We start from the raw sequence: 21234 nt of genomic DNA on the forward strand, positions 1-21234 counted from the left end.
CGCCAGCAGGCTCCTTCTGGTGATCTGGGTGTTCACGAGGCATCAGGCCTTTCTGACGCGGCGGGCTCAGGCTTGTCCGCGTACAGCCAGCACCGCGTGGTGTGGCCGTCGGCGAGTTCGAAGGTCGGCGGCGTTTCCTGCTTGCAGCGATCCAGGGCGAACGGGCAGCGCGGGTGGAACCGGCAGCCGCTCGGCGGCGTGATCAGGCTCGGCGGCTGGCCGATGTCCCGGATCCGCTCGGTGTCCACACGGGACGGGTCCGGCGCGGAGGAGATCAGCAGCTTGGTGTACGGGTGCGCGGCCTGCTGGGTGACGGTCTCCGACGGGCCGGTCTCCACGATCTCGCCGGCGTACATCACGGCGGTGTCGGTGGCGAAGTACCGGGCGGAGGCGATGTCGTGGGTGACGTAGAGCATCGCCACCTCGCGCTCCTCGGTGAGACGCCGCAACAGGTTCAGGATCCCCAGCCGGATGGAGACGTCCAAACTGGACACCGGCTCGTCGGCGAGGAACACCTCCGGGCTGGCGGCCAGGGCACGGGCGATGGACACCCGCTGGAGCTGTCCGCCGGACAGCTCGTGCGGGAACTTCTCGGTGAACTGCCGTGGCGGCACCAGATTGGTCTGCGTCAGCAGGTCGTCGATCACCGCGAGCTGCGCGTCGCCGCGCTTGTCGGCGTGGTGGATCGACACCGCCCGCTTGAGCGTGCTGGCGATGGAGGCGACCGGGTTGAAGGAGGCGAACGGGTCCTGAAGGATCAGCTGCACCTTGCTGACGTGGTCACGGAACGCCTTGCCGCTGGTGGCGCGCACCGGCTGGCCGTGCAGCCGGATCTCGCCGCTGGTCACCGGGTACAGCTGGGCCAGCAGCCTGGCCAAAGTGGACTTTCCGGAGCCGGATTCACCCACCAGCGCGGTGATCCGGCCGGCGTACAGCTTCAGCGACACGTTGTCCACGGCGTGCACGACCCGCCCGGCGCCGCGCTTGAGCAGGCCACGGACCGGGAAGTGCTTCGTGACGTCGACGGCCTCCAGCACCGGGGCGCTCATGCGGTCTCACCAATCGTGACGGCGTGCTCCTCGTCGTACCGCAGGCAGGCCGCCGACGAGGAGCCGATCTGGTACAGGCTCGGCGAACGCTCGGCGCAGGCGTCGAACGCGACCGGGCAACGCGGCCGGAACGAGCAGCCGCTGGGCAGTCGCCGCAGGTCCGGCGGCGAGCCGGGAATGCCGGTGAGCTCCTTCTTGGGGCCGCTGAGCGTGGGGAAGGAGGCCAGCAGGCCGCGGCTGTACGGGTGCTGCGGGCGCTCGTGGAAGTCCTGCGCGGGAGCCAGCTCGACGATCCGGCCGCCGTACATCACGGCGATGGTGTCGGACATCTCGATCAGCAGCGACAGGTCGTGGGTGATGAACACGACGGAGAAGCCGAGCCGATCCTTCAGCTCCATGATCTTGTCGATGATCTGCCGCTGGATCACCACGTCCAGCGCGGTGGTCGGCTCGTCCATGACGATGATCTCCGGGTCGAGGGCCAGCCCGACCGCGATCATCGCCCGCTGCCGCATGCCGCCGGACAGCTCGTGCGGGTAGGAATTGGCGCGGTCGGCCGGAATTCCCACGATGCCCAGCAGCTCGACCACGCGGGCGGCCCGCTCCGGGGCGGTGCTGCCCGGCCGGTGCGCGACGAGTGCGTCCTCGATCTGGGCGCCGATCCGCATCACCGGGTTCAGGGCGTGCATCGCGGACTGGAAGACGATGGACAGTTCCTCCCAGCGGAAGGAGCGCAGCTCGTCGGAGTCCATCGCGAGCACGTCCACAGTGGACCCGTCCGGCTGCGTGTACCGGATCTCGCCCTGCGGGATCTCCGCCGGCGGCTTGTGCAGCCGGGTGATCGCGTAGGCCAGCGTGGACTTGCCGGAGCCGGACTCGCCGGCGATGCCGAGGACTTCCCCCCGCCTCAAGGTGAACGAGACATCGTCGACGGCGGTGACGACGCCGTAGTTCACCTTGAGGTGGCGGACGTCCAGGATCACGTCCGTGCTGCCGGCCGGACGAAGTCGACGATCCTGGACGCCGCGCCTGACCCGCTTGCCGCGACCAGCGCGTTTGCGGGACACCTGGGCACGCTGCGCCTTCAACGTGGCGATGCCGGCCTGGCGCAGTCGGGGGTTGATGAACTCGTCGATGCCGAAGTTGACCAGCGACAGGGCGGTGCCGATCAGCGCGATCGCCAGCCCGGCCGGGCCGAACCACCACCAGGAGCCGGTCAGCAGCGCGCTGTCGGCCTGCGCCCAGTAGAGGATCGTGCCCCAGGACCACTGGGTGACGTCGGTCAGGCCGAGGAACGCGAGGCTGGCCTGGGTGAGGATGGCGGCGGTCACCGTGCCCAGGAACGACGCCGCGATCACCGCGAGCTGGTTGGGCAGGATGTCCCGCAGGATGATCTTCGACGTGCGCTCGCCGGTGGCCCGCGCCGCCTCCACGAAGTCCCGCTTGCGCAACGACAACGTCTGGGCGCGCAGCACCCGCGCGCCCCAGGCCCAGCCGGTCAGCGAGATCACCAGGATGATGCCGAGCGACCCGCTGTGCGGCAGGTAGGCGGCGAGGATGATGGTCAGCGGCAGGCCCGGCAGCACCAGGAACACGTTGGCCAGCAAGGAAAGGAGCTCGTCGCTGACGCCGCCGAGGTAGCCGGCGGTGACGCCGACCAGCACGGACAGCACGGTCGTGACCACCGCCGAGCCGAGGCCGACGAACATGGACGCCTGCGCCCCGTAGAGCATCTGGGACAGGATGTCCTGGCCGTTCTGGGTGGTGCCCAGCCAGTGGTCGAACGACGGGGGAGCGGTGGCCGCGTCGGTGACCGCGGACGGGTCGTACGGCGCGATCCACGGCCCGATCACCGCCAGCACGCAGAAGATCAGGGTGATGACCACGCCGGTCAGGGTCAGCGGCGAGCGCAGGGCGCGCAGCCACAGCCGGCCGGCCCGCGGCTCGACCTGGTCGGCCTCGGCGAGGACCGCGGGTTGCATGGCCATCAGCCCTCCCTCGTCCTCGGGTCGAGGAACACGTAGACGACGTCGGCGATCAGGTTGGCGATCAGCACCATCACCGTGATCAGCAGGAAGATGGCCGACATCAGCGGGTAGTCCGCGGCCTGCGCGGCTTTGAACAGGGTCGTGCCGAGACCCGGGTAGTTGAAGACGACCTCGGTGACGATGGAGCCGCCGATCACGAAGCCCAGCGACATCGCGAAGCCCGACAGCGACGGCAGCATGGCGTTGCGGGCGGCGTAGGAGTACATGATCCGGCGCCGCGACAGGCCCTTGGCCTCGGCCAGCCGGACGTAGTCCTCGGACAGCGTGGTCACCATCATGTTCCGCATGCCGATCAGCCAGCCGCCGACCGAGGTGATCACGATGGTGGCCGCCGGCAGCACCGCGTAATACAGCACGCTGGCGACGAAGTCGCCGGAGAAGCCGATGGTGGTGTCCACGGAGTAGCCGCCGGACAGCGGGAACCAGTTCAGCGTGATGGCGAAGACCAGCACGATGATGATGGCGAACCAGAAGTAGGGGATGGACGACAGGAAGGTCGTCGCCGGGATCAGCGAGTCCAGCCAGCTGCCGCGCCTCCAGCCGGCGAGGATGCCCAGGCCGGTGCCGATCACGAAGCCGAGCACGGTGCAGGCGGTGATCAGGCCCAGCGTCCAGAACATGCTCTGGCCCAGGACGGTGCCGACGTCGGCCGGGTAGTAGGCGTAGGAGATGCCGAAGTCGCCGGTCAGGATGCTGTGCCAGTAGCTGAGGTACTGGCTCCACAGGCTGGCGTCGGGCTGGCCGAACAGCACGCGCAGCGCCTGGATGGCGGCCGGGTTGAGCTTGCCGTGGAACTGGTTGATCAGGTGTTCGGCCGGGTCGCCGGGCATGATCCGCGGGATCAGGAAGTTCAGGCTGATCGCGACCCACGCCGTGAGCACGTAGAAGCCGAGCTTCCTGAGCACCGTGCGCATGGCTCGGCTCCCTTCCCGCCCGGACGGACGACGTACCAGATGCATACCACGGCATACCAGACTGGCCAGGCGGCAGGCCGGTGTCTAGCGGCCGAACAGAGTAGTGACGCTCCGAAAACGCGGTGCGAGGATCGTCGGCGGCGCTCGGGCGTGCGACAGGTCACCAATCCACCGCATACCACTTCAAACCACTCGGAGACGAGCATGAGACTCAGCCAGCTGGTCGGCCCGCGCACGTCGAAGGTCGTGGAGTTGCCGGATCCGGCGCCGGCGGCGGACCAGGTGCTGGTCGAGGTGCTGGCGTGCGGCGTGTGCACCTCGGACCTGTCGGCCTGGCAGGACCACGACTCGGGCTCACCCCCGACGCGGCTCGGGCACGAGATCGCCGGCCGGATCGCCGCCGTCGGATCCGATGCCACGCGATGGTCCGTCGGCGATTTGGTCACCGGCCTGGGCGGCGAGGGCTTCGCGTCGCGGGCCGTGATGGATGCCCACACGGTCCTGCCGATTCCCGTCGGCATCGAGCCCGCGCACGCGCTGGGCGAACCCGTCGCCGTGCTGGAGGAAGCGCTCTCCCGGTCGCCCATCACCGCTGGTAGTCGCGTTGCGGTGGTCGGCCTCGGCTTCATGGGGCTCGGCCTGGTGCAGCTGGCCAAGCGGCACGCCCCGGGCCTGCTCGTCGGCGTCGACCCCGATCCGGCTCGCCGTGGGAGGGCACTCTCCCTGGGCGCGGACGCCACCTACGGCCTGGACGACCTGCCCGCCGACTTCGACGTGGTGCTGGAGGCCACCGGCGTGACCCCGGGCCTGACCACCGCCGGCAGCCTGGTCCGGTCGTTCGGCACCCTCAACGTGATCGGCTACCACCACAGCGGCGACGCCAAGATGGACATGAACCTCTGGTACAAGGCCGTCACCGTGGTCAACGGGTTCTGCCCGGACCGGACCCGGACCATCGCCGCCATGGCCACCGCGCTGGACCTGATCGCCCAGCGGCGGTTCAGCTACGCCCCGCTGGTGACCCACCGATACCGCCTGGACCAGGTGGACGAGGCCTTCGCCGCGATGGAGGCGGCCGGTCCGGGCTTCGTGAAGGCTGTGGTGGGGGCCTGAAACCTCACTGCGGCGCCCGGCTGAACGAGGTGCGCAGCCGGTAGCGCTCGCCGGCGTACCGGATGCTCGACATGAACAGCGGTTCCTGGTCCGCGTCGAGGGCGAGCTGGTGCATGACCAGCAGCGGCTCGCCCGGGGCGACCTCCAGGTGCCGGGCGGTCCGGTCGTCGGCCTTGGTGGCCTCGATGGTGGAGTCCGCGCGCACCGGCTCGACGCCCGCCTCGGCCAGCGTGGCGTACAGCGACCGTTCGGTGAAGTCGAGCTCGCCGAGCTCCGGCACCAGACCGAGCGGCAGCCGGGTGAGGTCCAGCCCGATCGGCACGTCGTTGAGCAGCCGGACCCGTTCGAGGCTGAACAGCGGCGTGCCGGGGGCGATGCCGAGCCGCTCGGCCTGGTCGATCGTCGCCGGGTCGATGCGGTTCTGCAGCACCCGCGAGTGCGGGGTGAGGCCCATCCGGGCGGCGGTCTCGGTGAAGGACTCGAGGGTGTTGGGCCATTCCTTCTTGGGCTGCGCGGTCTGGCTGACGTACCAGCCGCGGCCACGGGACGCGCTCAGCACGCCCTCCTCGACCAGGTGGCCGAGCGCGCGGCGCAGCGTCACCCGGCTGATGCCGAGCTGCTGGCAGAGCTCGCGTTCGGGGGCCAGCCGCATGCCGGGCTTGAGCACCCCGCGCTCGATCTCGCCCCGCACCAGCGCGACCGCCTGAATCCACAGCGGATCCGGATAGCCCGGCAGGACGGCGGAGGAGTCGCTCATGCTTCGGGAACCCCAAGTTCGGCGGCAGGTGTGGCGGGCGCTCCAGGATAGCGGCGGCGCAGGGCGCGTTCCAGCAGGCGCGCGGCCGGTCAACTAGGGTGTGACTCGTGCCGTCCTTCGCCTCTCCCCGTTCGTGACCGGCGCGCTGCCCGCGTCGCTGACGAGCTTCGTCGGCCGGGACTCGGTGCTGACGGACATCGCCGACCTGCTGGCCACCGCCCGCCTGGTCACCCTGTACGGCCCGAGCGGCATGGGCAAGACCCGCCTGGCCGAGGAGGCCGCGCGCCGGCTGCGTCCCGCGTACGGGCACGGCGTCGCCCTGATCGACCTCACCCAGCTGGAACAGCGCGACCGGCTGGCGCGGTTCGTCGCCGAGTCGCTGCCGCGCCCGCTGCACGACCAGTCCGCGCGCCCGGGCCGGGAGGCGCTGCTGGCGACGTTGGCGGAGCTGCCCGAGGACGAGCGCGTGCTGCTGGTGCTGGACAACTGCGAGGACATCGTCGAGGACGTGGCGGCCCTGTGTGTGGACGTGCTGCGGGCCGCCCCGGCGGTGCGGATCCTCGCCACCAGCCGGATTCCGCTGCGGGTGCCGGGCGAGCGGTGGCTTCGGGTGCCGCCGCTGAGCATGCCGTCGTCGGAGGACGACCCGGACGGCGAGGCGTTGCAGCTGCTGGTCGAGCGGACCCGCGAGCAGATGCCGGACTTCGCCGTGACGCCGACGAACCGGGCCGACCTCATCCGGCTGTGCCGGACGCTGGACGGCATTCCGCTGGCGATCGAGATGGCCGCGCCGTGGCTGCGCATGGTGAAGGCCGCCGACCTGCCGCAGCACCTGGACCTGTTGGGGCAGGCCGGTTCTCAGGTCGGCCGGCGGGAGAGCCACCGGTCGCTTGCGGCGATGGTCGGCGCCACCTGGAAGGACTGCACGCCGGCGCAGCGCGCCGTATGGATGCGGCTGTGGGTGCTGGTCGGCGAGTGGGATCTCGACGCGGCGCGGGCGGTCGGCGCGTGCGAGGAGGTGTCCGCCGCCGGCGTGCTGGAAGTGTTGGAACAGTTGGAGTTCCGCAGTGTCGTGGTGGCCGACCTGACCGGCGGCTCGCCCCGGTTCCGCATGCGCGAGACGTTCCGCCAGGAAGGTCGCCGGGCGGCGGAGCAGGCGGGTCTGGTCGACGACGTGCGCCGCCAGCACACTCAACACTTCGGTTACGGCGTAAGGGAAACGACCCAGCTCTACTACACCGCCGGGGAACTCGACGGCATGCGGTGGTTCGGCACGCATCTGCCGAACATCCGCGCGGCCCTGACAGCGTCCTGCGAGGTGTCGGGCCTGGCGCCGATCGGGCTGGAGATGGCCACCGGCCTGGGCGCCTACCTGGCGTGGTGGTTCCACGGCAGCCTGAACGAGGGCAAGACCTGGCTGGCCCGCACGGCCGCGCTCAACGAGCCGGGCCCGGGGCTGGCGGTCGCGTTGGCGCAGCAGGGTTTCTTCACGACCTGCCAGGGCGACCACGCGCAGGCGCGTGTCCTGCTGACGCAGGCGGCCGAGGTCCCCGTGGCCGACGACGATCCGCAGGCCCCGTACGTCGCTGCGGTCCTGGCCGGGATCGAGGGCGCGCACCGTTGGCTGAGCGGCCATGCGGACAGCGTCGACATGCTGCTGCGCGCCGCCGACCGCTGGGAGGAACTGGGCCAGCGCGGGCCGTGTTACTTCGTGCGCAACCTGGCGGTGTTCGCCGGCGCGACGTACTCCGCCGACTCGGCGGGGATGCTGCGCCTGGCGAACTGGCTCCTCACCGACACGGCCGATGCCGGCTATCCGGCGTGGAACCGGAGTTGGGCGCTGGCCACCGCCGGTCTCACCGAGCTGCGGCACGGCGATCCGCCCAAGGCCGTCGAGTTGCTGCGCAACGGTTTGCAGCAGCAGTTGGCCGCCGGCGACAAGTGGGGACCGGGTCTGGTCGGGCTGGAACTGGCGGAGGCACTGGCCGTGGTCGGCCAGCAGGAGAGCGCGGCGACCGTGCTGCACGCCTCGCTGGTGCTGGTCGAACGGTCCGGCATGCGGCTGGCGGCGATGGTCCCGCTGGCCGAGGGGGCCGCCCGCGCCGCCCGCATCCTGGGCGACCAGCGGGCCGACGACGTCGGCGCGGATCCGGAGGCGACGCTGCTGGCCTTCGTCAGCCTAGGTGACGACAACCGCGGGGCGCCGGCCGTCGAGGCGGAGCGGGGAGCGCTCTCCGATCGTGAGGCGACGGTCGCCGAGCTGGTGGCCGAGGGGCTGACCTACCGGGAGATCGCCGAGAAGCTGTTCATCTCGACGCGGACGGTGGAGAGCCATTCGGCGAACATCATGAGCAAGCTGGGCCTGCGCAACCGCGCCGAGGTCGCCCGGTGGTGGCACCGGCGGCTAGCGTCGAGCCCGTGACCTTGATCTACGGCTGCATGGGCCTCGGCGGCTCGTGGGACGACGCGTCCTTCACCGACGCCGACGTCGACCACGCGGAACGGGCCGTGCACGCGGCGCTGGACATCGGCATCACCTGGTTCGACCACGCCGACATCTACACCAACGGCAAGGCCGAGCAGGTGTTCGGCGAGGTGCTGCGCCGTGATCCGGCGCTGCGCGACCGGGTGAAGATCCAGACCAAGTGTGGCATCAGGCTGGGGGAGAACGGTCTCCGGGCGTACTACGACCTGTCCCGGGCGGCGATCCTGGAGCGGGTGGACGCCAGCCTGCGCCGGCTCGGCGTGGACAGCGTGGACGTCCTGTTGCTGCACCGGCCCGACCCGCTGATGGATCCCGCCGAGGTCGCCGACGCGTACGGGGAGCTGCGCGCCGCCGGCAAGGTGCGGGCGCTGGGCGTGTCGAACATGTCGGCGGCGCAGATGGCCCTGCTCCAGCGGCACCTCGACGAGCCGCTGGTCGCCAACCAGCTGGAGATGAGCCTGCACCGGCGGGACTGGCTGGAGGCCGGCGTGCTGGTCAACCACCCCGAGGGCAGCGGCCTGTCCTTCCCGGAGGGCACGATCGAGTACTGCCGGGCCAATGATGTGCGGATCCAGGCGTGGGGCTCGCTGGCCCAGGGCATCTACAGCGGCGCCCGTCGGTCGCAGGCCGACGACGCGGCGTACGAGCTGGTCAACGCCATTGCGGCGGAGAAGGGCACCACCGCCGAGGCGATCGTGCTGGGCTGGCTGCTGCGCCACCCGGCCCGCATCGAGCCGGTGGTCGGCACGGCCAACCCGGACCGGATCCGGGCCTGCGCGGACGCCGAGGCGCAGGCGGCGGCCATGACCAACGTCGAGTGGTACGCCCTCTACACCGCCGCTCGGGGGAAGGCGGTGCCATAACGTTCCGCTGGAACCGTCGGACCTGGTAGCACAGGTGGTGTGGACTTCGAGACCGTGCGGGCCAAGCTCCGCACGCACGGGCGCGCGGTGCCCTTCCGCAACGGGGACCTGCTCTGCGTGGCCGGCGACGACAGCGACGAGGTGCTGTTGATCGAGGCCGGGTCGGTGAAGGTGGTGCTGCCGGGTCAGAACGGCGTCGACTCGATCCTCGGCTTCTACGGGCCCGGCGACGTGCTGGGGGAGATGGGCGTGCTGTGGGACCGGCAGCGGTCGGCCAGCATCGTCGCCCGCACCCACGGCCGCGCCGTGCACGTGGACGGCGCGCGGTTCCTGGCGCTGGCCGCCGAGGATCCCGAGGTGCTGCGGTTCGTCACGGATCTGTTGCGGGAAAGGCTGTGGCGGGCCGACAAGCGGCTGGAGTACCGGGCGTCGATGGACGTACAGGCGCGGCTGGCGCGGGTGCTGCTCGACCTGGCCCGCGAGTTCGGCGAGCCGGTCGGGCCGGGATTCGGCGTGCGCGGGGTGACGCAGGCGGAGCTGGCGCAGTTGGTGACGGCCTCGCAGAAGTCCATCGAGCACGCGGTGCACCTGCTGCGGCAGGACGGCGTGCTGATCACCGACCGGCGCTATTACCAGATCGTGGACGCCGATGCGTTGGAGCGCAAGCTCGCCGACCCCGGCTGGCGGCCCGGCGGTTAGGATCCGGTCGGGTGTTTTTCCAGTACTGACGGGGAGAGTCGAATGCCGTACGTCGCCGATGGCGCGCGCTACACCACGATGCCCTACCGCCGCACCGGTCGCAGCGGCCTGAAGCTGCCGGCCGTGTCGCTGGGGCTGTGGCACAACTTCGGCGACGTGAACCGGATCGACACCCAGCGGGCGATCCTGCGGCGCGCCTTCGACCTGGGCGTCACGCACTTCGACCTGGCCAACAACTACGGCCCGCCGCCCGGTTCCGCCGAGGAGAACTTCGGCCGGCTGTTCGCCGAGGACCTCAGGCCGTACCGGGACGAGATCCTGGTGTCCACCAAGGCCGGCTACCTGATGTGGGACGGCCCGTACGGCGAGTGGGGCTCCCGCAAGTACCTGGTGTCCAGTTTGGACGCCAGTCTGCGGCGGATGGGCCTGGACTACGTGGACGTGTTCTACCATCACCGGCCGGACCCGGAGACGCCGCTCGACGAGACCATGGGAGCGCTGCATTCCATTGTGCAGCAGGGAAAGGCGCTCTACGTCGGCGTCTCGAACTATTCCGCCGAGCAGACCCGTGAGGCCGCGGCGGTGCTGGAGCGGCTGGGCACGCCGCTGCTGATCCACCAGCCGTCGTACTCGATGGTGAACCGCTGGGTGGAGGAGGGCCTGCTGGACGTGCTCGACGAGGTGGGCGCCGGCGCGATCGCGTTTTCCCCGCTGGCACAGGGTTTGCTGACGAATCGGTACCTCAACGGCATTCCCGAGGACTCGCGGGCGGCCAGCGACAGCCCCTTCCTGACGGGCGAAGGCGTTGCGGCGCAACTGGATCGTATTCGCGCGTTGAACGAGGTCGCCCAGGGGCGGGGGCAGACGTTGGCGCAGATGGCGATCGCGTGGATCCTGCGCGGCGGCCGGGTGACGTCGGCGTTGGTCGGCGCGAGCAGTGTGCGTCAGATCGAGGACAGCGTCGGCGCCGCGGCCAACCTCGACTTCAGCGACGAGGAGCTCGCGCTGATCGAGAAGCTGCTGGCGTGAACTAGGCGAGGACGGACTGCGTCTGGGTGATGGTCGCGACCGTGCGCAGTTCGTCGTCGTGCAGGTCGGTCCGGATGACGATGGTGGAGCGGCCGACGTGCAGGGGTTGGCTGACGGCGGTGACGGTGCCGGAGCGGACCGCGCGGAAGAAGTTGGTGCCGGACTGGATCGTCGAGGTCGTCGCGCCAGGTGGCAGGTTGAGGAAGGCGTTGACGGCGGCGACGGTGTCCGCGAAGGCCATCAGCGCGCCGCCGTGCATGATGTTGGCGGCCGTGCAGCGTTGCGGTGCCCAGGTCATGCGGCCGCGGGCTTCTTCGGGGCTTGCCGCGTCGAGGGTGATGCCGAGCTGGGTTGCGAACGGCATGAGTTTGATCAGTTCGTCGAGGTTCACGGTCGCCGAGCGTAGTCGCCGCTTCACGGGACGCCTATGATCTGGTGTCGTGGCAGCGGATCCGATGTGCGAGTGCGGTCATGTGCTCGCTGCGCATGAGCACTACCGGCCCGGCAACGACTGCGCTTTGTGCTCGTGTGAGCGGTTTCGTGCCGCCGGCGGCTGGTGGGCGCGGCTGCGGAAACTCTTCCGGCGCTGAGGCGTTTCGGGGTCGTTCTTGGGGGCGGGGTTTAGTGGGGCGGGGTCGTTGGGATTTTCGGCTGTGTGGTTCTGGGCCGTTTGGTGTGGGGGTGGTTTGGTTCGGGGTCGTTTGAGGTGCGGGTGATGCGGTTTTTGGGCGGGGGTGCTGCGTGGTTTCGGGGTGGGCGGCGTGGGTTTTAGGGCGGCGCGGTTCGGGTTCGTTTGAGGCTGGTGGTGGCCCGGTTTTTGGGCGGCGGTGTTCGGGTCGATTTGGTGTGGAGCCTCTGGACGATGGCCTTCGAGGAGCCTTTCCGGGGCAGGTTACGCCTGCCCCTCGCGCGGAAAGCTTAGGCCATCGTCCACCTCCACACAAAATCGACCCGAGGCGGTGGTTGCAGGTGGTGTGTTGGCGAATTTTCGGTCGCTGTGGAATTGTCAAGGAACATGGCGCGTGGTGAGGCGGTTGGGAATGGAGTCGGTGCGGTGATCGGTAGTGCGGCGGGATGGATGGCCGGCGGGGCGGAGCCATGTGGCCGGTTGGCCGGTCAGTATTGGTGGGGTGTGGTGGTGTAGGTGCGGCCGTGTGGGGTGGTCCAGTGCAGGGTGCCGTCGTCGTCGACGGTGACCTTGTGGGTGTCGTGCTTCAAGTGGTGGTGGCGGGTGCAGAGGCCTTTGACGTTGGCGAGTGTGGTGTGGCCTTTGGGCCACGGCGTGACGTGGTCGCCTTCCTGAACCGACCGGGTGCAGCCGGGGGCCGAGCAGACGTTGCCGGCGCGGACGCCGACGAGTTCTTTGAGGCGGCGGCCTGGTCGGTAGGTGTGTTTGCCGATCGCTTCGGCTTGGTCGTGTTCGTCGAGCAGGATCGCCCGCCAGATGCCGTGCATGGCGAGTTCGCGGGCGGTGTCGGCGGAGATGGGGCCGTAGCCCTCGAGTAGGGCGGGGTCTTCGGTCAACCCCATGAGGGTTTCCATGGAGATGGTGACGTGGACCTGGACATCGCGCTTCCGGACGTTGCCCAGGAAGCGGTCGAGGAAGGCGTCGGCGCGTTTCTGGTCGGTGGTGCGCTCGTCTGTGGGGAGGTCTTTGGCGTCGGCGCAGAGCAGGTCGTGGACCATGCGGGCGTCGACTGCGGGCAGGATGGCGGTGAGGTGGGCCATGCCGTCCGGGCGCGGCCGGATCTCCACGCGACGCTCGGTTTTGGCTTTCTGGTGGCGTTGTTCGTAGCCGGTGGGGTCGGCTTGCGCGACCAGGGCGGTGGTCCGCCGGCCCAACTGCGAGTGGGTGAGTCCTGGGGCGATGTCGAGCAGGGCGTCTTCGACCTCGGCGATGAGCGCCACGGACGGCAGATTGCAGACCCGATCACGGACCGCTTCCAGCCGCCGCAGGTCCAGGCGCCCCTCCCGCAACTGGTCCATCAGGCGGGGCAGGGTCCGCAGATCCTCGGTCAACACCTTACGCCGGGCCACGGTCTGCTCGGGTTCGGTGATGGCCATCGCCAACTCGGCGGTGTCCTCGACACCCCGCAGCACAGTCAACTCCACGTAGTCGGCGAAGGCCCGGATCTTGCGGGCGAGAATGGTGACGGTGACCCGCTCGTCGGCGGAAAGGGCGTCCAGATCGAGGCCCGCGAGAAGATCGAGCAGGGCCCCGCTGGGCTCCGCTCTCTCCAACTCCCGGGTGAGTTCCATACCTCTAAGAATACCGACCTGCAAGATCCAAATCGAATCCCTAACGGGTGAACTGTTTCATGCATAATCGAGCGATCGGTCGCACAGAACCGCCAACAACACGATAAGCGTGGATTTTGCGTGGAGGGGGACGATGGCCTAAGCTTTACTGCGTGAGGGGCAGGCGTAGCCTGCCCCGGAGATGCCCCTCATGGCCATCGTCCAGAGGCTCCACGCAAAATCCACGCGACATACACACGATAAAACCCGGCAACCGGTCCCAAAGGTTCCATCCCGGGCAACACAACCACTCAAACCGCCGCGATCTGGAAAACGTTCCCGTAAGGATCCCGCACCATCGCACGCCGCTGCCCGTACGGCGTCTGCGTCGGCTCCTCCAGCACCTCGGCCCCAGCACCCACCGCCCGACCGAACGCCGCATCCGTGTCACCCACGTACACATACAGAAACACCGGGAACCGCCCACGGTCAGCAGTCCCGGACACCAGCACCACGCTGTCCCCGATCACCATCTCCGCCGGCCGGTCGCCAACAAACGCCCCCTCAGCGCCGAAAACCTCACGCAGGAACCGAACCGCGCCAGCAGGATCGTCCACGAACATCCGAGGCAGCACCGTCGCCATGGCGACACCCTAGCCCCGCACTGCCGCCTCAGCCCGGCGAATGTCCCACACCGCCCCAAACCCCCGGTACAGCTCCAGACATTCCCCCAACACAGCCTCGGCCTCCCCAGCACGGCCCATCGAAGCCAGCAACCCCGCCCGTTCCTCCAACGTCTGGGCCAGCTCGAACACCCGTCCCACGGCCCGGTAATGCGTAGCCACCGACACCAACGCATCAGTGTCACGCTCGAAAACCGCCCGACACCGCTCCGCCGCCGCAGCCGCCCGAGCCGGCGTCGTCTCCCGGTGCGCCTCCGCCGAACACGCGGCAACCGCCTCCCGCGCGGTCGCCATGTCCCCGACACCAATCGCCATCCGAACCAACTCCGGCAACCACTGGTGCCGCAGCATCATCCCCTCGAACCGCGGATCGAGAATGACACCCAATTCCGCCACAGCGTCCCCAGCCCGGCCCTCCCGCGCGGCAGCCATCGACTTCGCCGCCACCAGGAAATCGCTGTTCTCACGGTCGGACTCGCTGAGCACGGGCAGCGTAAGCCCGGCCTCCAGGTGCTTACGGATGCGCTCCTCGTCATCCCGGTGCGCGGCGATCAACGCCCCACACCCGTGCAGCAGCAGCACCGGACCGCCCTCGCGCAGCCCGTACCCGGTGAAGTCAGGCGAATCCCCGAGTGCCCGCGAAAGATCGCTGAGGGCGTCATCCCACTGCCCCAGCCAATACCGGTGCACCGCCCCGGCGACGTGCAGGCTGGCCAGCGGCGTGTTGTGGGCGGCGATCTCGAACGCCATGCGCAGGTCCTCGCCGGCCTCGGCGAGGCGGTCCAGGCATTGCAGCGTGAACATGCGGTTGTCCAGCAGCACCAGCCTCAGGTCGGTGAGACTGATGTCGGTGCCGACAATGTCCATCGCACGGTTGAGGTACTCGACGCCACGGGCGTAGTCGCGCCGCACGGCCTCCACCTGCCACAGCACTTCCAGCGACTGTCCCACGGTGAAGGCGTCGCCGACCTGTTCACCAAGCGCCACCGCGCGGTGCGCCGTCTCCTGCGACACCTCCAGCTCGCCCGCGCTGGCCCGTTGCACCAGCGCTTGCAGCGACAGCAGCCGCGCGCGCCACAATTGCGGCAGGTCGGAGTCGGCGAGCGCTTCGTCCAACATGGCCAGCGCCTTCTCCGCGTGCGACGCCCGGTACGGCACATACGCCAGCACCCACCGCACCTCGGCGGCCAGGTTCGCGTCATGGAGGTGCGCCAACGCCTTGCGGCCCCACTGCTCGGCCTCGGCGTCACGGCCGATACGGAACAGCACGCTGGTGAGGTGCGCCATCAGCGCCGCCCGCGCGGAGTCGGCGATGTGCACGGTCTCCAGCACACGTTGCAGCAACTCCACGACCACCAGCGGCGCACGGTGGTGCAGCACCGACGCGGCCTGCGCCAACCACTCCGCCGCCCACGGCCCCATGCCGGACTCGGCCGCCAGCAACTGCTCCGCCACGTGCTCCTCGGGCCCGCCGGCTGCCGCGAGTGCCTGCGCCGCCTGGTAGTGCAGCCCCACGCGCAGCGCCGCCGGCATGCCCTCGTACAGCGACTGCCTGATCAGCGGGTGCCGGAACGCGAGCCGCAGGCCGGCGTCGCGCAGCACACCAGCGGCGATCGCCTCCTCGAACGGCTGCACCAGCGCCGACACCGACTTGCCCACGACCACCGACAGGTCGACCACGCCGAACTCGCCGCCGAGCAGCGCCGCCCATCGCAGCACCTCGCGGGTCGCCTCCGACAGGAAGCCGAGACGCCCGGTCACCGCCGACACCAGCGACACCGGCACGCGCTCGAACGCCTCCGCCGTCACCTCCGCGGTGTCGTCGTCGACGTGCACGATCCGCTCGCGGACCAACGCGTCGGCCATCTCCCGCACGTACAGGGGATTGCCGCCGGACCGGCCCGCGATCTCACGTAGTCGCGGCCCCGGCGGGGCGCCCACCAGCTCGCCGACCATGCCGGCGACGTCGTCGATGGTCAGCGGCGCCAAGCGCAGCACCGCGCCGCCCAGGCTCTCGGTGTCGCGGCGCAGCTGGTCCACCTCGGGCCGCTGGTGTGCCGGCCGCGTCGCGCCGATCAGCAGCAGCGGCAGCTTCGCGGTGAGCAGGCACAGCCGGTGCCACACCTCGAGGCTGGACTCGTCGGCCCACTGCACGTCGTCGAGGCCGACCGCGAGCGGGCCGTCCGCGCACAGCTCCTCGACCAGCGCCACGAGGCGGTCGATGGTGCTGAAGATGCTGTTGCCGCCGCCGACGATCGACTGATTGGCCTCGCTGTCGCGCAGCGCGTGCGCCAGCGCCACGCGGCGCGGGTCCGTCGACTGCGGCGTCACGTCCAGGCAGTCCAGCATCGCCCGCAGCGGGAACCGTTGCCCCAGGGTGTCCGCCACTGCGTGCGCCACCTGGCAGCCGGCCCACTCGGCATGCGCGAGACCGGCCATGAGCAGGGCGGACTTGCCGATGCCCATCTCGCCCTCGATCCACACCGTCTGCCCGCGGCCGGCGCTGACCTCCGTGACGGCGGCGCGCAGCGCGTCCATCTCGGTCTCACGGCCGACGAGCGCGGCGGCAGGTGGGGGAGTGGTCGGAGCCGGTGCACGCGTCGTCGTCTGCACGGGGACAGTCGGCGTGAGCAGCAGCGTGGGGTCGTTGGCGAGGATCCGCTCGTGCAGTTCTTGCAGCTGCCGGCTCGGATCCACGCCCAGCTCGTCGATCAGCACCTGTCTGGCCTCGCGGAACGCCGTCAGCGCCTCCGCCTGCCGGCCGCACCGGTAGAGCGCCAGCATCAGCAGCCAGCGCGGGCGTTCACGGATCGGGTGCTCGTGCACCAGCGCCGCGATGTCGGCCACCGCCGTCGCGTGCTGACCGTTCGCGAGCGCCGCCTCCGCGCTCAGCTCGCGGGCCACTAAACGCAGCTCGCCCAGGCGGTAGCGCTGCGCCTGTGCGTACGGGCCGGTGACGCCCGACAGCGCCTCGCCCTGCCACAGCCCCAGCGCGTCGTCGAGGGAGCGCTGCGCGCCCACGGCGTCGCCGTCGGCGAGTTGGTGCTGGCCGTGTTCCCGCAGGCGTTCGAACTCCACCACGTCCAGGTTCGCCGCCGGCAGCAGCAGCCGGTAGCCGGCGCCCTCCGACACGAGCAGCCCCGACGACTCGCGGCGCCCCCGGTCCGGCTCCAGCGCCTTGCGCAGCGAGGAGATGTACGTGTACAGGCTGCCCTCGACCGTCGCCGGCGGGTTCTCGCCCCACACGCCGTCGATCAGTTCCTCACGGGACACCACATTCGTCGACCGCATGGCCAGCATCGCGATGACGGCGCGGGGGAGCGGCGAGCCGAGCGTCACCTCGCGGGGCCCCACCCAGACGCGCACCGGCCCGAGCAGCTTGGCCCGCAGCTCGGGTGTCGGTTGACTCGTCATCAGGAATCACTCCGCCGGTCGTCGTCACGATCACCGAACAGTCTCACGTATCAGGCGCCGCCTCGGCCACAGCCGCGCTGAGCGGGTCTGGAGACGGCGTCTAGATCATTTGGAGATCGGGCGACGACCCTGTTGTGGTGGGTGGATGTGGATTGTGCGTGGGGGTGGGCGGCGCGGTGGAGTGGCCCGGGGACGGCCGGCAGTACGGGCACGGTTTTCTGACCGGTCGGACGACGCTCGGGGATGTCGTCGGCTTCTCCACCGCCTGCTTCACGTCGGGAGACTTCCCGGTCGCGGCCCTGGCCTGCAAGGCCTACGGCGGCAACGCCGTGGAGCTCGCCTGCGCCGGCTCCACCCGCACCGAGGTCCTGGCCCACGCTGTCGAGCAGCTGCGCGCCCACGGCCTGCGGCCCTCCGTCCTCCTCCGTGACGGCTGCACGCGCCCGATCGACGTCGACGCGCCGCTGATCGTGCCGGCCGACCAGCCACTGCTGGACATCCCCAAGCTGCTGACGTTCCGCAACACGGCCGAACCTGAGCTGCTCGACCAGGCGCTGGCGGCCCACCCCGCCGCGTCGCTCTGCCTGGACGCCTCGCTGGCCTTCGCCACCGGCGGCCACCTCCTGCTGCGGGCCCTGGCCGGCGACCACGCCGACCGCCTCAGCCAGGTCAACGTCGGCACCGTCGACACCGAGCCGTCGCTGGTAGAGCTGGTCTCCGCCGCCTTCGACGCGGCCGGGCGGGCGGTGCCGGTGATCATCGAACGGCCGGGTCCGGTGTGGGAGGAGGGCCTCGCCGAGGAGGTCGCCCGCCTGCGCGCGCTGGCCCGCCGCTTCCTCACGCCGTACCGGTGAGCCCCGGGCCGAGGGCTCACCGGTTGCAGTCATCGCGCGGCCGGGATCAGTGGCTTGCGCGCCCGCAGGACGTAGGTGTCCAGCGGGAGCCCGACCGTCGCCGTGAGCTCGAAGCCCGCCTCCGCCAGCAGCGCGCGGTAGTGGGACTCGGTCCGTTCCCGCCCGCCGACGTTGCACAGCATGTGCACGTCCCACGCCACGGCCAGCGACTCGCCACCCTCGACGTCCGGCAGCAGGCGCTCGATCACCAGCAGCTCGGCGTGGTCGGGCATCGCGTCGGCGATGGTCGCCAGGATGGACCGGCACTGGGCGTCGTCCCAGTCGTGCAGGACCCGCGACAGCAGGTAGACGTCGCCGGTGGACGGCACGCTCTCGGTGAAGTCGCCGGCGACGAGCGTGCAGCGGTCGGCGACCGGCGCCAGCGTGGTCTCGGCGACGGCCAGCGCGTGCGGGCGTTCCAGCAGCACGCCGTGCAGGGGCGGGTTGGCGGCGAGCACCCGTGACAGCAGCGCGCCGTTGCCGCCGGCGATGTCGACGACGGTCTTCGCCCGACCGAAGTCGATCATCCGGGCCAGGTCGGTGAAGACGGCGTTGCTGGCCGCCATCGAGGCGTGGAACAGCTCGGCCAGCTCGGGGTCGGCGGCCATGTGCGCGAAGTGGTGCTCGCCGAAGACCTTCGCGTACGACTCCTCGCCCGTCCGGACGGCGGCGGTGAGCTCGGCGAACGACCGGTAGAACGGCCCGCCGTACATCAGGGCCAGCGGCCGCAGCGATCCGTCCACATCGGACCGCAGCAGTGAGCCGAGTTCGGTCAGCGCGTGGCCGCCCTCCGACGCGCGGACCAGGCCGAGGGTGGCCAGGTAGCGCAGCAGGCGGCCGAGGCTGTCGCCGTCGGTGCCGGTCGCGGCGGCCAGGCTCGGCAGGTCGGACATGGTCACCAGGTGGTCCGGCAGGCACAGCTCCGCGGCGGCGGCGATGGCCTGCGTGGCCCATGCGCCGGTCATCAGCCGCAGCACGTGCGTGCCGGCGGCGGACTCCCGCCGGTGCAGGTCCAGCAGCTGGGGGAACTTGCCGGCGCTGATCAGCTCGAGCCGGCGGAACGCCGGCTGCGGGTGCTGGGCGTCGCGGAAGTACAGGATCGTGTTGTCCTCGTGGCCGTTGTAGCCGCCGCCGTCCGGCCGCATCCGGCCGGCCACGATCTCCCGCAGTCCACACAGGACGATCGCGTCGGCGCGCGGCACGGCCAGCGCGAAGTGGTTCTCCCGGCCGTGCCGCCGCTCGTCCTCGGCCACGTGCACCAGCGCCGGCGGCGTGGCCATGGCGAAGATCTCGAGCTCACAGGGGTTCCCCAGGCGGTCGGTGACCGCGGCGCGCAGGATGCCCACCGTCAGCTCCTCGACCGGCAGGCCGTACCGGCCGCTGAGCCGGTCGCGCACCACCACGCTCGGGATCGTCTGTCCGACCTGGATGCCCCGGCGGGCGAGCTCCGCACCCAGGCCGTCCAATGTTCGGGGAAACACCAGCACGGCGGCGTGTGTGAAGCGCGTGTGCGCGGCCAGCGCCGCGCGCTCGGCCTCGTCCAGCGACGGCATGGCCGCAGCCAGCACGGAAGCGGTGTCGTTGGCTCGGATGAGCGTGGTCACCGCGGTGAGGCGAGCGAGGTCCTCCGGGGCGAGCGCGGGCGCGATCGTCACGGTCATGGTGTGCACTCCAACTTGTCAGATGCCGACGTAGTTCTCAGCGAAGAAGTCCTGGTGGGAGCGGCTGTCCCGGAGGCTCGAGAGCCGGGCGCGCCGCAGCACGCGCTGGAAGCCGGCGTCCGGCTCGGCGGCGGCCGGGCCGTGCAGCAGGGTGATCATCCAGTGCGAGAACTCCTGGGCCCGCCAGATGCGGGGCAGGCAGGTCCGCGAGTAGGCGCGCAGCGCGGCTTCGTCCTCGCGGGTCACCGCGTCGGTGAGGGCGCGGGCGAGCACCTCCGCCTGCATGATCGCCAGGTTGGCTCCCTTGGCCGCGGACGGGCTGATCAGGCTGGCGGCGTCGCCGGCCAGGAACAGGCGGCCGTGCTGCATCGGGTCGACGACGTCGGAGCGCAGCCGCACCATCCGGCGCTCGGTGACCGGTCCCTCGCGCAGCGGCCCGAACCTGTCCACCCGCATCCGGATGGCCAGCTCGGACCAGATCCGCTCGTCGGGCCAGGCCGCCGGGTCGTCGTCGGCGCAGACCTGGAGGTAGTAGCGGGTGACCTGCGGGCTGCGGGCCATGTGGCCGGCGAATCCGTTGTCGTGCAAGGCATAGGTCACCGCGGTCATGCTCTGCGGGGCCTCCGTGAGCACGGCCAGCCAGGCGATGCCGTGGTCGCGGGCGTGGCGGGTGGCCAGGTCCGCCGGCAGGGCCCGGCGGGAGACGCCGTTGCTGCCGTCGCAGCCGACCACGAACCGCCCGCGGGACTCGCCGCCGTTGTGACGGACCGTGGCCGTTGCCGCGTCTATTTCCGTGACGGTCACGTCGAACCGGATCCGGCCGCCACGGTGCAGGTACTCGGCGATGAGGTCGGTGACGAGGTGCTGCTGCGGGTAGACGGTGTGCACCTCGCCGCGGCCCAGCTCGCCGTAGTTGAGCTCGAATTCGCCTTCGGCGTCGCGGAAGGCGCACGTGTCGTGCGACTGTCCACTTCGGAGCATGCCGGCGGCCAGGCCGTGCTCGGTGAGCACGCGGGCGCTGTTCGCGCCGAGAAAGCCCGCCCTGGCCCGGGTCTGCACCCGCTCGCGGCTGCCCCGCTCCAGAATGAGTGTGTCGATTCCGTTGGCTCGCAACAGATTGCCCAGCACGAGCCCGGCTGGCCCCGCGCCCACGATGAGCACGGTCGCCCGATCGGCCATGATCGCCCTAGTCCTAACGCTGCGTCACGACCGTCGCCGACAGTGTTTGCGCGGACAACTGTCGGGAGGTCTGGAGATGATCTTCCGGGCGCAGAGATAACAACGCGGACGGGAGCCAGTCCAGTCGAGGGGGCCGGTGGCGCACTTAATCACCTGACCGGGTGCTTTAGCGGACGGGAGCAGCCGCTGACAGTCGGCTGCATACGGTA

Annotated in this window: 16 protein-coding genes; 6 read left to right on the forward strand and 10 right to left on the reverse strand. The window is 70.5% G+C overall.

Going from position 1 to position 21234, the window contains the following annotated elements; translation table 11 throughout:
- Window positions 1-32: 32 nt before the first annotated feature.
- From BCF44_RS45465 to BCF44_RS45475, 3 genes are read right to left on the reverse strand one after another with little or no spacing between them, the layout of a single operon-like run.
- A complete protein-coding gene (locus BCF44_RS45465) occupies window positions 33-1049 on the reverse strand; it encodes an ABC transporter ATP-binding protein (protein WP_116180746.1) in 1017 nt (338 codons plus the stop codon).
- Complete coding sequence (locus BCF44_RS45470) at window positions 1046-3037, reverse strand: dipeptide/oligopeptide/nickel ABC transporter permease/ATP-binding protein (RefSeq protein ID WP_116180747.1); 1992 nt, start codon at window positions 3035-3037, stop codon at window positions 1046-1048. Before BCF44_RS45470 ends, BCF44_RS45465 begins: the two co-directional genes overlap by 4 nt.
- On the reverse strand, window positions 3037-4011 hold the full coding sequence (locus tag BCF44_RS45475) for an ABC transporter permease (RefSeq protein WP_116180748.1): 975 nt from the start codon (window positions 4009-4011) through the stop codon (window positions 3037-3039). The genes BCF44_RS45470 and BCF44_RS45475 overlap by 1 nt, the downstream gene beginning before the upstream one ends.
- Before the next feature lie 204 nt (window positions 4012-4215).
- On the opposite strand from BCF44_RS45475, the gene BCF44_RS45480 reads away from it, so the two are divergent.
- The gene (locus tag BCF44_RS45480; protein ID WP_116180749.1) at window positions 4216-5124 is read left to right on the forward strand and encodes a zinc-dependent alcohol dehydrogenase; all 909 of its coding nucleotides are present in this window, start codon (window positions 4216-4218) and stop codon (window positions 5122-5124) included.
- A gap of 4 nt (window positions 5125-5128) precedes the next feature.
- Here the strand turns inward: BCF44_RS45480 and BCF44_RS45485 are convergent, their stop codons facing one another.
- Complete coding sequence (locus tag BCF44_RS45485) at window positions 5129-5881, reverse strand: GntR family transcriptional regulator (RefSeq protein ID WP_116180750.1); 753 nt, start codon at window positions 5879-5881, stop codon at window positions 5129-5131.
- A gap of 100 nt (window positions 5882-5981) precedes the next feature.
- On the opposite strand from BCF44_RS45485, the gene BCF44_RS45490 reads away from it, so the two are divergent.
- Genes BCF44_RS45490 through mgrA form a run of 4 tightly spaced genes read left to right on the forward strand, consistent with a single transcriptional unit; the run spans window position 5982 to window position 10957 of the window.
- Window positions 5982-8303 carry an ATP-binding protein gene (locus BCF44_RS45490; RefSeq protein ID WP_116180751.1) on the forward strand — a complete coding sequence of 774 codons (2322 nt, stop codon included), beginning with the start codon at window positions 5982-5984 and terminating at the stop codon, window positions 8301-8303.
- Entirely contained in the window at window positions 8300-9229 is a 930-nt protein-coding gene (locus tag BCF44_RS45495; protein WP_246016194.1) for an aldo/keto reductase, read from the forward strand. The genes BCF44_RS45490 and BCF44_RS45495 overlap by 4 nt, the downstream gene beginning before the upstream one ends.
- A gap of 39 nt (window positions 9230-9268) precedes the next feature.
- Window positions 9269-9928 carry a Crp/Fnr family transcriptional regulator gene (locus BCF44_RS45500; RefSeq protein ID WP_116180752.1) on the forward strand — a complete coding sequence of 220 codons (660 nt, stop codon included), beginning with the start codon at window positions 9269-9271 and terminating at the stop codon, window positions 9926-9928.
- A 42-nt stretch (window positions 9929-9970) separates the two neighbouring features.
- A complete protein-coding gene (mgrA, locus tag BCF44_RS45505; protein WP_116180753.1) occupies window positions 9971-10957 on the forward strand; it encodes an L-glyceraldehyde 3-phosphate reductase in 987 nt (328 codons plus the stop codon).
- Window position 10958: 1 nt separating this feature from the next.
- Here the strand turns inward: mgrA and BCF44_RS45510 are convergent, their stop codons facing one another.
- The 4 genes from BCF44_RS45510 to BCF44_RS45525 form a co-directional block, all read right to left on the reverse strand.
- Window positions 10959-11348 carry a PaaI family thioesterase gene (locus tag BCF44_RS45510; protein ID WP_246016195.1) on the reverse strand — a complete coding sequence of 130 codons (390 nt, stop codon included), beginning with the start codon at window positions 11346-11348 and terminating at the stop codon, window positions 10959-10961.
- A 725-nt stretch (window positions 11349-12073) separates the two neighbouring features.
- Window positions 12074-13240, reverse strand: a complete 1167-nt coding sequence (locus BCF44_RS45515) for an HNH endonuclease signature motif containing protein (protein ID WP_147328878.1) — start codon at window positions 13238-13240, stop codon at window positions 12074-12076.
- Window positions 13241-13506: 266 nt separating this feature from the next.
- Window positions 13507-13839, reverse strand: a complete 333-nt coding sequence (locus BCF44_RS45520; protein WP_246016196.1) for a VOC family protein — start codon at window positions 13837-13839, stop codon at window positions 13507-13509.
- Window positions 13840-13848: 9 nt separating this feature from the next.
- A complete protein-coding gene (locus BCF44_RS45525; protein ID WP_116180755.1) occupies window positions 13849-17292 on the reverse strand; it encodes an ATP-binding protein in 3444 nt (1147 codons plus the stop codon).
- A gap of 158 nt (window positions 17293-17450) precedes the next feature.
- Here BCF44_RS45525 and BCF44_RS45530 point away from each other — a divergent pair, with 158 nt between their 5' ends.
- Complete coding sequence (locus tag BCF44_RS45530) at window positions 17451-18146, forward strand: hypothetical protein (RefSeq protein WP_147328879.1); 696 nt, start codon at window positions 17451-17453, stop codon at window positions 18144-18146.
- A gap of 29 nt (window positions 18147-18175) precedes the next feature.
- On the opposite strand, the gene BCF44_RS45535 is transcribed toward BCF44_RS45530, so the two are convergent.
- Both BCF44_RS45535 and BCF44_RS45540 read right to left on the reverse strand, forming a co-directional pair.
- Window positions 18176-19846, reverse strand: coding sequence for a methyltransferase (locus BCF44_RS45535; RefSeq protein ID WP_116180806.1), 1671 nt, complete (start codon window positions 19844-19846; stop codon window positions 18176-18178).
- A gap of 18 nt (window positions 19847-19864) precedes the next feature.
- Complete coding sequence (locus BCF44_RS45540; RefSeq protein WP_116180757.1) at window positions 19865-21025, reverse strand: 4-hydroxybenzoate 3-monooxygenase; 1161 nt, start codon at window positions 21023-21025, stop codon at window positions 19865-19867.
- Between the last annotated feature and the right edge of the window lie 209 nt (window positions 21026-21234).

The sequence above is a fragment of the Kutzneria buriramensis genome (genome assembly GCF_003387475.1).
Taxonomy (GTDB): Bacteria; Actinomycetota; Actinomycetes; order Mycobacteriales; family Pseudonocardiaceae; genus Kutzneria; species Kutzneria buriramensis.